This window comes from Streptomyces sp. NPDC000134 (assembly GCF_042899225.1).
In the GTDB taxonomy this organism is placed as follows: Bacteria; Actinomycetota; Actinomycetes; order Streptomycetales; family Streptomycetaceae; genus Streptomyces.
In genome coordinates this window covers 1-13,182 of sequence record NZ_JBIAZN010000009.1, presented here as the reverse complement: position 1 = coordinate 13,182, position 13,182 = coordinate 1, and the positions used below count along the sequence as shown (strand labels likewise).

General features: G+C 74.2%; 1 protein-coding gene. It reads left to right on the top strand.

Annotation, left to right across the window (positions count from 1 at the left end):
- Positions 1–52 precede the first annotated feature (52 nt).
- Positions 53–13,182 (top strand): SDR family NAD(P)-dependent oxidoreductase (locus ACFY32_RS14980; protein WP_390674400.1); only part of this gene is annotated, 13,130 nt, incomplete at its 3' end.

Here is a 13,182-nt window from a genome sequence, read left to right as displayed (position 1 = left end):
GAAGCCGCCGCAGCGGCACGCGTGCCTCAGCAAACGGGAGTGTGGAGACAGCATGCTGCGTGCCGAGTTGATCCGCCCGGTCCACGAACTCCTCGTCGAACAGAGCAGGCGCTTCGGCGACCGGACCGCCTACCTCGACGCCCGGCGCGCCGTCAGCTACGCCGGTCTGGAGGCCCGTACCCGCCGCCTCGCCGGGCATCTGGCCGGACTGGGGCTGCTGACCGGCGACCGGGTGGCGATGTTCCTCGGCAACCGGGTCGAGACGGTGGAGAGCTACTTCGCGGTCGTCCGCGCCGGCGGCATCGGCGTCCCGGTCAACCCGCACCTGTCCGCCGCGGAGCTGGAGCACCTGCTCACCGTCAGCGGCAGCCGTGTCGTCATCACCGACGCCGCCCACGTGCCCGCGGTGCGCAGGCTGGCTCCCCGCACCGGCCCGCTGACCGTGATCGTGGTGGACGGTGACGGGCCCGTCCCCGCCGGGTGCCTCGCCTACGAGCACTTCGCCACCACCGAGCCCGCCACCCCGGCCCGCGACGACCAGGGGCTCGACGACGTCGCCTGGATGCTCTTCACCTCCGGCACCACCAGCAGTCCCAAAGGCGTCCTCGCCACCCAGCGCAACTGCCTGTGGTCGGTCGCCGCCGCCTACGTCCCCGCGCTCGGCCTCACCGCCGAGGACCGGGTGCTGTGGCCGCTGCCGCTGTTCCACAGCCTGTCCCACATCGTCTGCGTGCTGGCCGTGACGGCCGTCGGAGCCACCGCCCGCATCACCGACGGCCACTCCGCCGACGACGTACTCGGCCTGTGGGAACAGGACCGGTCCACGGTCGTCGCCGGTGTCCCCACGCTCTACCACTATCTCGTCCGCGCCGCGCGGGCCCCGGGTTTCACCGCGCCCCCACTGCGGGTCGGCCTGGTGGGCGGCGCCGTCTTCAGCGCCGCGCTGCGCCGCTCGGCCGAGGAGACCTTCGACGCCCCCCTCATCGACGCCTACGGCTCCACCGAGACCTCCGGTTCCATCGCCATCAACTGGCCGACCGGCGCCCGCGTCGAAGGGTCCTGCGGCCTTCCCGTGCCGGGCCTCGCGCTGCGGATCGTGGACCACCGCACCGGCCTGGACGTGCCCGACGGCACCGAGGGCGAGGTGTGGGTGCGCGGCCCGAACGTCATGGCCGGCTACCACGAGCAGCCCGACGCCACCGCCGAGGCGCTGCGCGACGGCTGGTTCCACACCGGTGACCTCGCCGTCCGCGACCGCGCCGGCTACCTGACCGTCACCGGACGGCTCAAGGAACTCATCATCCGCGCCGGGGAGAACATCCACCCCGGCGAGGTGGAGGAGGTGCTGCGCCAGGTCCCCGGCGTCGCCGACGCCGCCGTGGCCGGCAAGCCGCACGATGTCTTCGGCGAAGTGCCGGTCGCCTTCGTCGTCCCCGCGCCCGGCGGCTTCGACCCGGCCCAGGCGCTCTCCCTCTGCCGCGAGAGGCTCTCGTACTTCAAGGTCCCCGAGGAGTTGTACGAGATCGAGCGCATCCCGCGCACGGCCACCGGCAAGGTCACCCGGCACCGGCTCCTGGACGGCCCCGCCCGGCTCCGCGCGGTCGGCAACGCCCACCACGACACCCTTTTCCGCACCCACTGGGTTCCCCGGCCGTCCACGCCCGCGCCGGCCGGCGGCCACTGGACGCTCCTGGGCGACCCCGGCACCGCCCTCGCCGACCGCCTCCGGGCCTCCGGCACCGACCTGTCCGGCGACACGCCTTCCGTGGCCCTGCTGCCGGTCCCCCCTGGGACGAGCGTCGACGCCTTCCTGCGTACGGCCGGACCCTGGCTCACGTCCGCCGACCCGGCCGGTCCCCGGCTGGTCGTGCTCACCCGCGGCGCCGTGGCCACCCATCCGGGCGAAACGGTGCGGGACCTCGGCCAGGCGGCGCTGTGGGGCCTGGTCCGCTCCCTCCAGGCCGCCCACCCCGGCCGCGTCGCCGTGGTGGACCTGGATGACGCGGCCGACGACGCGGCCACGGCCGCGCTGACCGCCACGGTGGCGTCCGGTGAACCGCAGAGCGCCGTCCGCGACGGTGTCGTCCTGCTGCCCCGGCTGGAGCGCGTGACCCTCAACGCCGCGACGGACACGGCCGCGCAGCCCGACCATGCCTTCGACGGCGCGGGTACCGCCGTCGTCACCGGCGCCGACACCCGGCGCGGCACGGCGATCGCCCGCCACCTCGCCACCGCCCACGGAGCCCGCAGCCTGCTGCTGATCACCCCGCCCGGACAGGGTGCCGGAGCGGCCGGCCTGCGCGACTGGCTCACCCGGCGGGGCACGGAGGTCCGGCTCGCGGAGGCCGACCTCGACGACCGCGCGAAACTCAAGCGAGCGCTGGCCAAGGCCCCCTCTCCGCTGACCCTGGTCGTCCATGCCTGGGACGCCGTGGACGAGCCCTCCGAGACCCGCGTGGCCTCCGAGGTCCGCACCCTGCACGACCTCACCCGCGACGCCGACCTCGCCGCCTTCGTGCTGTCCTCTTCGACCAAGGGCCTGCTGGGCGCGGCCGGCGAGACCACCGAGGCCGCTTCGGCCGCCTTCCTCGACGCCTACGCCCAGAACCTGCGCGTCCAGGGCGTCCCGGCCCGGTCCCTCGCCTGGGGCCCCTGGGAGGGCGAGGGTGACGCGGCGAGCGGTGCGCTCACCGAGCAGCAGGCGATGGCCGCCCTGGACACCGCCCTCACCGTGGACGACGCCCAGCTCGTCGTGATGAAGCTCGACCCGTCCGCCGCTCCCGGCTCACCGCTCCTGCACGACCTGGTCGACGTGCCGGCCCGGACCGCCACCGCGGACGAGGCCGTCACGAACGCCCTGCGCGAGCGCCTCGCCGGGGTCCCGGACGCCGACCGCGACCGGCTCCTCACCGACCTGGTCCGCGACCAGCTCGCCGACCTGCTCGGCCTGACCGGCAGGCAGGCCGTCCAGCCAGGACGCCCCTTCACCGACCTGGGTCTGACCTCGGTCACCGTGGTCGAACTGCGCAACCGCCTCACCGAGGCCACCGGACTCCGTCTCCCCGCCACCTCCGCCTTCGACCATCCCACCCCGCAGGCCCTGGCCGGCCTGCTGCGCCGTGAGCTGTCCGGCGGCACCGCCCCGGTCGGCACCGCCCCCGCCCCGCTGCCTCGCACGGCCGACGACCCCGTCGTCATCGTGGGCATGGCCTGCCGCCTGCCGGGCGGTGTCGCCTCCCCAGAGGACCTGTGGGAGCTGGTGCGGACGGGTGGCGAGGGCACGGGCCCCTTCCCGACGGACCGGGGCTGGGACCTGGACAGCCTCTTCGACCCGGACCCCGACCACCCCGGCACGAGCTACGTCCGTGAGGGCGGCTTCCTGCAGGACGCGGGCGGCTTCGACGCGGCCTTCTTCGGCATCTCCCCGCGCGAGGCGCTGGCCATGGACCCGCAGCAGCGGCTGCTTCTGGAGACGTCCTGGGAGGCGTTCGAACGGGCCGGCATCGACCCGACCGCCCTGCGCGGCAAGGACGTCGGTGTCTTCACCGGAATGATGCACCAGGGCTACGGTGTCGGCGCCACCGGCGATCTCGAAGGCCACCTCCTGACCGGGACGACGGCCAGCGTGGCATCGGGCCGCGTGTCCTACGTGCTCGGGTTCGAGGGCCCCGCGGTGACGGTGGACACGGCGTGCTCGTCGTCGCTGGTCGCCCTGCACCTGGCCGTCCAGGCGCTGCGGGCCGGGGAGTGCTCGATGGCGCTCGCCGGCGGCGTGACGGTGATGTCCGGACCCGAGTCGTTCGTTGAGTTCTCCCGGCAGCGGGGCCTGGCTCCGGACGGCCGCTGCAAGTCCTTCGCCGCGGCGGCGGACGGCACGGGCTGGGCGGAGGGCGTGGGTGTGCTGCTGGTGGAGCGCCTGTCGGACGCGGAACGGCTGGGACACCGGGTCCTGGCGGTGGTACGTGGCAGCGCGGTCAACCAGGACGGCGCCTCCAACGGCCTCACCGCACCCAACGGCCCCTCCCAGCAACGCGTCATCCACCGGGCACTGGCCGGCGCGGGCCTGACCCCGGCCGAAGTGGACACGGTGGAGGCACACGGAACCGGCACGGCACTGGGCGACCCCATCGAAGCCCAAGCCCTGCTGGCCACCTACGGGCAGGACCGCGAACGGCCCCTGTGGCTGGGCTCGCTGAAGTCGAACATCGGCCACGCGCAGGCCGCCGCCGGAGTGGCCGGCGTCATCAAAATGGTCATGGCCATGCGACACGGAGTGCTGCCCCGGACGCTGCACGTGGACGCGCCGTCGACACAGGTGGACTGGTCGGCGGGCGCGGTGGAACTGCTGACCGAAGAACGCGAATGGCCGGAGACAGGGCGCCCGAGACGAGCAGGCGTGTCGGGCTTCGGCGTGAGCGGCACCAACGCTCACGTCATCCTGGAGCACGTTCCCGAACCCCCCGACACCCCCGCTCCGTACTCCCATGGCCCCCTGCCCCTGCTCATCTCCGCAGCCGACGACCAGGGCACCCGCGCCCAGGCACGACAACTGGCCGAGTTCATACGGACACACCCCGAGCTGGATGTGGGTGCCATCGCCGCGGGGCTGATGCACGGCCGGGCAGCATTGCCGGACCGCGCGGTAGTGGTAGCCGAGGACCGCGCCGAAGCACTCACCGGACTCCAGGACGTGGCTGATGGCGCCAACAGCGGCCGGGCAGACGTACAAGGACGCACAGTGTTCGTCTTCCCCGGCCAGGGCACCCAATGGACCGGCATGGGCGCCGAACTGGCCGGCACCTCACCCGTCTTCGCCCAGGCACTCCACGAATGCGCCGCCGTCATGGACCCACTGACCGGCTGGTCCCTCCTGGACACCATTCACGCGCAGCAGCCCCTGGACCGGGTCGACGTCATCCAACCCGTCTCCTTCGCCGTCATGGTCGCCCTGGCACGCATGTGGCAGACGGCAGGCGTCCAGCCCTCAGCGGTCATCGGACACTCCCAGGGCGAGATCGCCGCAGCCCACGTGGCGGGCGGGCTGTCCCTGGCCGATGCCGTCAAAGTGGTCGTCCTGCGCAGCCAGGCCATCGCCGCCCACCTCTCCGGCCACGGCGGCATGATGTCCCTCGCCCTCACCCCACACCAAGCCGAAGAACTCACCGCCCCCTGGAACGACCGCATCCAGACAGCCGCCCTCAACGGACCCGACTCCGTCGTCGTCGCAGGCGAACCACAAGCCCTCGCCGAACTCGCCGCCACCTGCGAGCAGACCGGCATCCGCGCACGCACCATCGACGTCGACTACGCCTCCCACACCACCCACGTCGAAACCATCCAGGAACACCTCACCCACACCCTCGCCGGCATCACCCCCACCACCTCCCACACCCCCTTCCTCTCCACCGTCGAAACCGACTGGCTCGACACCACCCACCTCGACGCCACCTACTGGTACCGCAACCTCCGCAACACCGTCCGCTTCGCCCCCGCCATCCACCACCTCCTCACCCACGGCTACACCACCTACATCGAAATCAGCGCCCACCCCGTCCTCACCACCAGCATCGAAGCCACAGCCGAAGCCACAGCCGAACACACCAACCCCGGCCCCCTCCTCATCACCGGCACCCTCCGCCGCCACCACGGCGACACCCGACAACTCCTCACCTCCCTCGGCCACGCATGGACCCGCGGCCTCCCCATCAACTGGACCACCCACCTCAACCACACCACCGACACCGACACCGACACACCCCCACACACCGCCCACCACCTCCCCACCTACCCCTTCCAACACCAGCACTACTGGCTCAGAAACGTTTCTTCCGCGGGCGCCGTGGCCGCCGCGGGGCTCGCGGATGCCCGGCACCCCCTACTCGATGCCTGGGTCGAACTGCCCGACGAGGGCGGGGTGTTGTTCACCGCCCGGCTGTCGTCGAGCAGCCACCCGTGGCTGGCCGGACACACGGTGCACGGAGTCGCGGTGGTGCCCGGGGCGGCGTTCCTGGAGATGGCGGTGCGGGCCGGGGACGAGGTCGGCTGCGGTGCCGTCGAGGAACTGGTGATCGAGACGCCGCTCGTGCTCGCGGAGGGCTCGGGCGTGCGGCTCCAGGTGGCCGTCGGCGCGGCGGACGGCTCCGGTCGGCGCCGGCTCGCCGTCCACTCCCGGCGTCAGGGCGCCACCGACTGGACCCGGCACGCCACCGGCACACTGGCCGGCCGGCCGGACGCCGCCCCCGGCATCGACCTGTCGGTGTGGCCGCCGGCCGGGGCGGTGCCCGTCGAGGTGGACCCGGCGGTGCCGGGGCTGCGTGCGGCCTGGCGGCGTGGCGAGGACGTGTTCGTCGAGGCCGAGGTGGGCGAGGAGGAGCGGGACGACGCCGAGCGGTTCGCGCTGCATCCGGCGCTGCTCGATGCCGTCGGCCGGGCCGGCAGTGGCGGCTCCGCGCTGTCCGTCGCCTACCGTGGCGTGTCCCTGGTGGCGGCCGGGGCCACCTCCCTGCGGGCGCGTATCGCCCCGGACGGCAGGGGCGGTACGGCTCTGGAACTCGCGGACGCCTCCGGCCGGGCGGTCGGCAGCTTCGGGTCGGTCGTCTCGCGCGAGGTCGATGCGGATGAGCTGGAGTCGGCGGCCGCTCGGGGCGGCGTGAACCCGCTGGACGCGTTGTTCCGCGTCGACTGGGTGCCTTTCGCCGTCGGGGCCGTGGCGGACCCGACGCGGCGACTGGTCACCGTCACCGACCCCGATGAACTGTCGGCGTCGGCCGCCCGGGGTGATGTGCGGGTGGATCTGACGGAGACCGCCCAGGGGTTGCGGGCGCTGACCTCGCGGGCGTTGGCGTGGGTGCAGGCGTGGCTCGCCCTGCCGGTGACGGACGCGCGGCTGGTCGTCGTCACGCGGGATGTCGGCGACCCGGTCACCGCGGCTGTCTGGGGGCTCGTCCGTTCGGCGCAGTCGGAGGCACCGGAGCGGCTGGTCCTGGCCGCCGTGGACGGGGACGCCGCCTCCGAGGCACTGCTGCCCGCCGCCGTCGCCACCGGCGAGCCGCAGTTCGCCCTCGCCGCCGGCCGGGCCACCGTACCGAGGCTGGTACGGGCGGCGCCCGCCGACGCCGTACGACCGCTCGGCCACTACGGCACCATCGGCTCCGCAGGGGCACTCGACCCCGACGGCACCGTTCTGATCACCGGCGGCACCGGCACCCTGGGCCGCCTGCTCGCCCGGCATCTCGTGGCCGAGCACGGCGTACGCCACCTGCTGCTGGTCAGCCGGCGCGGTGGTGCCGCCGACGGCGTGCCCGAGCTGGAGCGCGACCTCGGTGCGCTGGGCGCCACCGTGCGCACCGTGGCCTGCGACGTCACCGACCGTGCCGCGCTGGCCGGCCTGCTGGCGTCGATCCCCGGCGAGGCACCGCTCACCGCGGTCGTCCACACCGCCGGTGTGCTGGACGACGGCGTGGTCACCGCCCTCACCCCGGAGCGGCTGGACACCGTACTGCGGCCCAAGGCGGACGCGGCGCTCCTGCTGGACGAGCTGACCCGGGACACCGGTCTCGCCGCGTTCGTGCTGTACTCCTCGGCCGCCGGCGTCCTCGGCAACCCCGGGCAGGCCAACTACGCCGCCGCCAACGCCTTCCTGGACGCGCTGGCCGCGCGGCGCAGGGCGGCGGGGCTGCCCGCCACCGCGCTCGCCTGGGGCCACTGGGCGGCCACCAGCGAGCTGACCGCCCACCTCACCGACTCCGACCTGCGGCAGCACTCCCGGCGGTTCGGGATGGCGGCGCTGGACGAGGAGACCGGCGTCGCGCTGTTCGACGCCGGTCTGCGCAGCACCGTCCCGGCGCTGGTGGCGGCCCGGCTCGACCTCGGGAAGCTGCGTGCCGAGCCGGACGGCGGCCAGGTCGCTCCCCTGCTGCGCGAGCTGGTGCCGCCGGTGCGGCGCCGGGCCGCGGGCCGGTCGACGGCCGGCGGGACGGATCTCGTCCGACGGCTGGCACCGCTGACTCCCGAGGAGCGGCACGAGACGCTGCTCGACCTGGTCAGGAACCGTGCCGCGCACGTCCTCGGACACCCGTCCGCCGACGCCGTCGCCGCCGGCCGGGCGTTCCGCGAGGCGGGCTTCGACTCGCTGACCTCCGTGGAACTGCGCAACCGGCTCGCCGCGGACACCGGACTCCGGCTCCCCGCCACCCTGCTCTACGACCACCCGAGCCCGGACGCCCTCACCCGGCACCTGCTGGCGGAACTCCTGGCGGAGGCCGACGCCTCCGCGGCGCCGTCCGCCTCCCCGCGCGGGACGGCCGACGACCCCGTCGCCATCGTCGCGATGAGCTGCCGCTTCCCCGGTGGCGTGGAGAGCCCGGAGGACTTCTGGCGGCTGATCAGCGAGGGCGGTGACGCGGTCGGCGACTTCCCGGACGACCGCGGCTGGGACCTGTCCGCGCTCTACGACAGCGACCCCGACCACCCCGGCACGTCGTACGCCCGGCGCGGTGCGTTCCTGACGGACGCCGCCGGGTTCGACGCGGGCTTCTTCGGCATCTCACCGCGCGAGGCCCTGGCCATGGACCCGCAGCAGCGGCTGCTCCTGGAGACGTCCTGGGAGGTGTTCGAGCGGGCCGGCATCGACCCGTCGACCCTGGCGGGCCGCGACATCGGTGTGTTCACCGGCATGAACACCCAGGACTACGCGCTGCGCCTGCGCGAGGTCTCCGAGGAGGTGGAGGGGCACCGCATCACCGGCATCTCCGCGGCCGTGCTGTCCGGCCGGGTGGCCTACACCCTCGGTCTCGAAGGGCCCGCGGTGACCATCGACACGGCGTGCTCGTCGTCGCTGGTGGCCCTGCATCTGGCGGCGCAGTCCCTGCGGGCGGGTGAGTGCTCGATGGCGCTGGCCGGCGGGGTCACGGTGATGGCCGCGCCGGACGCCTTCGTCGACTTCTCCCGGCAGCGGGGCCTGTCCGCCGACGGCAGGTGCAAGGCGTTCGCCGCGTCGGCGGACGGCACCGGGTGGGCCGAGGGCGTGGGCGTGCTGCTCGTGGAAAGGCTGTCGGACGCCCGGCGCAACGGTCACCGGGTGCTGGCCCTCGTCAGTGGCAGCGCGGTGAACCAGGACGGGGCGTCCAACGGCCTGACCGCACCCAACGGCCCTTCCCAGCAGCGGGTCATCCGGCAGGCGCTGAGCAGCGCCGGGCTGACCGGTGCCGACGTGGACGTGGTCGAGGCGCACGGCACCGGCACGGCGCTGGGCGACCCCATCGAGGCGCAGGCCCTGCTGGCCACCTACGGACAGGGCCGCCCCGCGGGCCGCCCGCTGTGGCTGGGCTCGGTGAAGTCCAACATCGGACACGCCCAGGCCGCCGCGGGCGTGGCCGGCGTCATCAAGACGGTACTGGCCCTCCAGCACGGCATCCTGCCGCGCACCCTGCACGTCGACGCCCCCACCCCGCAGGTCGACTGGTCGGCCGGCGCGGTGGAACTGCTGACGGAACAGCGGGAGTGGCCCGAGGCCGGACGGCCCCGACGGGCGGGTGTCTCCGCGTTCGGCGTCAGCGGCACCAACGCCCACGTCATCGTCGAGCAGGCACCGGACACGGACACCAGTACGGACGACACACCCGCACCTGCACCCACGTCCACATCCACGTCCACGTCCGTGCCCGCCGTCGTCCCCTGGGTCCTCTCGGCCCGCAGCCCCGAGGCGCTGGAAGGGCAGGCGGACCGGCTCGCGGCATGGGCCCGGCGGCACCCGGACGCCGACCCCGCCGACATCGCCCACGCACTGCTCTCCACCCGAACGGCGTTCGAACACCGTGCCGTTGTCGTGGGCGCGGGACGCACCGCGCTGCTCGACGGTCTGGACGCCTTCGCCCATCCCCGGCACGCCCGCGGAGTGGCGCGTCCCGGCAAGCTCGCGGTGCTCTTCACCGGCCAGGGCAGCCAGTACACCGGCATGGGCCGCGGCCTGCACGAGCACTACCCGGTGTTCCGCGACACCTTCGACGCCGCCTGTGCCGAACTGGACCGGCACCTGCTGGACGCCGGGCATGTCACCCGGTCCGTCCGGGACGTGGTGTTCGGCGACGATCCGGCCGAGCTGGAGCGGACGGTGTTCGCGCAGGCCGGTCTGTTCGCCGTGGAAGTCGCCCTGTTCCGGCTCTACGAGTCCTGGGGCGTCCGCCCCGACCACCTCGCCGGACACTCCGTCGGCGAGGTGACGGCGGCACACGTGGCGGGCGTGCTGTCCCTCCCGGACGCCGTGGCGCTGCTGGCGGCCCGCGGACGGCTGATGCAGGACCTCCCGGGCGGGGCGATGGCCGCGCTCGGCGCCCCCGAGTCCGTCGTCCGGCCCCTGCTCGCCGACGCGCCGGGCGTCGTCGGCATCGCGGCGGTCAACGGGCCCGCCTCGGTGGTCGTCTCGGGCGACCGGGACGCCGTGACGGCCGTCGCCGAGGCGTGCGCGGCCGGCGGCCACCGCACCAAGCACCTCCGGGTCAGCCACGCCTTCCACTCCGCGCACATGGACGGCATGCTCGACGCGTTCCGCGAGGTCGTCGCCGGGCTGTCGTACGCGCACCCGGCGATCCCCGTCGTCTCCGGTGTCACCGGCGAGCCGGCCACCCCGGAGCAACTGTGCTCCCCGGAGTACTGGGTCGAGCACGTCCGCCGCACCGTGCGCTTCCACGACGTCGTCGGCGCGCTGCACACGCACCGCGTCACCACCTTCCTCGAACTGGGCCCCGGCGGCGTCCTCACCGCGATGGCCCAGGAGGCGTCCGGCCCCGGCGCGGAGCCGGCGATGTTCGTGCCCACGCTGCACGGCGGTGCCGAGGACGAGCGGATCGGCGCCGTCACCGCGCTGGCCCGACTGCACGTCCGCGGTGTCCCCGTCGACCTCACCGCCCTGCTCCCGGCGGCCCCGCGCCGCACGGTCGACGACCTGCCCACCTACGCCTTCCAGCACCGTCGGTACTGGCCGGACGCCCCGCACCCGACGGCCCACCCGGCACTCGCGGCGCAGTCGGTGCCCGTACCGGTGGCGCAGCCGGGGTCCGAGCCGCGGCCGGTGCCCGAAGGAGTCGGCGGCGCACCGCTGGAGTTGGTGCTGACCAGCGCCGCCGCCGTGCTCGGACACGACGACACCTCGGTGATCGACCCCGAACGGCCCTTCCGGGACCTCGGCTTCGACTCCTTGAACGCGGTCCGGCTCCGCAACCGCCTGCACGACCTGACCGGCGCCGACCTGCCCACCACCCTCGTCTTCGACCACCCGACACCGGCCGCGCTCGCGTCGTTCCTGCGTGCCCGGCTGCTCGGCGACGACACCGCCGGGCAGGACGGTCCGGCCCGGCGGGCGGCCGATCCCGGCGAGCCGGTCGCCATCGTCGGCATGGCGTGCAGGCTGCCGGGCGGCGTGGCCTCCCCGGAGGACCTGTGGCAACTGCTGCGGGCCGGGGAGGAGGGCATCGGCGAGTTCCCGACGAACCGCGGCTGGGCGCTGGACTCGCTCTTCGACCCGGACCCCGACCACGCCGGCACCAGCTACACGCAGCGCGGCGGTTTCCTCTACGACGCGGGCGAGTTCGACGCGGAGTTCTTCGGCATCTCCCCGCGCGAGGCGCTGGCCATGGACCCGCAGCAGCGGCTGCTCCTGGAGACGTCCTGGGAGGCTCTGGAGCGGGCCGGTATCGACCCGACCGCCCTGCGCGGCCAGGACGTCGGTGTCTTCGCCGGCATGGTCAACCACGACTACACCAGCCGCCTGCGCACGGCCCCCGACGGCTCCGAGGGATACCTCATGACCGGCGGGGCGGGCAGTGTGCTGTCGGGCCGGGTGTCGTACGCGTTCGGCTTCGAGGGGCCCGCGGTGACCGTCGACACGGCGTGCTCGTCGTCGCTGGTGGCCCTGCACCTGGCGGCGCAGGCCCTGCGCTCCGGCGAGTGCACGATGGCCCTGGCGGGCGGTGTGACCGTGATGGCCGGGCCCGAGGCGTTCGTGGAGTTCTCCCGGCAGCGGGGCCTGTCGGCCGACGGCAGGTGCAAGTCCTTCGCCGCCTCGGCGGACGGCACCGGATGGGCCGAGGGCGCGGGCGTGGTCCTGGTCGAGCGGCTGTCGGACGCCGAACGCCTGGGGCACCGGGTGTTGGCGGTGGTGCGGGGCTCGGCCGTCAACCAGGACGGTGCCTCCAACGGCCTGACCGCCCCCAACGGCCCCGCCCAGCAGCGGGTGATCCGGCGGGCGCTGGCACAGGCCGGGCTGACCCCGGATGACGTGGACGCGGTCGAGGCACACGGCACCGGCACGGCACTGGGCGACCCCATCGAAGCCCAAGCCGTCCTCGCCACCTACGGCCAGGACCGCGAACGCCCGCTGCTGCTCGGATCGCTGAAGTCCAACATCGGACACGCCCAGGCCGCCGCGGGCGTCGCCGGCGTCATCAAGACGGTACTGGCCCTCCAGCACGGCATCCTGCCGCGTACCCTGCACGTCGACGCCCCCACCCCGCAGGTCGACTGGTCGGCCGGCGCGGTGGAACTGCTGACGGAGGAGCGGGAGTGGCCGCGGGCGGACCGTCCGCGCCGGGCGGGTGTCTCCGCGTTCGGCGTCAGCGGCACCAACGCCCACGTCATCCTCGAACAAGCCGCGGAGGCCGGTGAAGCGCCGGTCACCACGGCACGCCCGGCCGGCGGCCTGACGCTCCTCCCCCTCTCCGCACGGGGCGAGGACGCCCTGCGCGCGCAGGCCCAGCGGCTGCTGTCCTACCTGGGACAGCGACCGGAGCTGGACCTCACCGCAGTGGGCAGCGCGCTGGCCGCGAGCAGGGCGGGGCTGCCGGAGCGGGCGGTGGTGGTCGCCGGTGACCGGGACGAGGCGCTGGCGGGTCTGGGCGCGGTGGCACGGGGCGAGACGGCACCCGGCGTGCACTCCGGATCGGTGCGGCGTGGACGGCTGGCCGTGCTCTTCACCGGCCAGGGCTCCCAACGCATCGGCATGGGACGCGAACTGTACGAAACCTTCCCCGCCTACCGCGAAGCGTTCGACGAAGTCTGCACAGCCCTCGGCGACGACACCCGCGACATCGTCTTCGGTGACGATCCCGACCGCCTCGACCAGACCCAGCACACACAAACCGCACTGTTCGCCGTCGAAGTCGCCCTCTACCGACTCATCACCTCCTG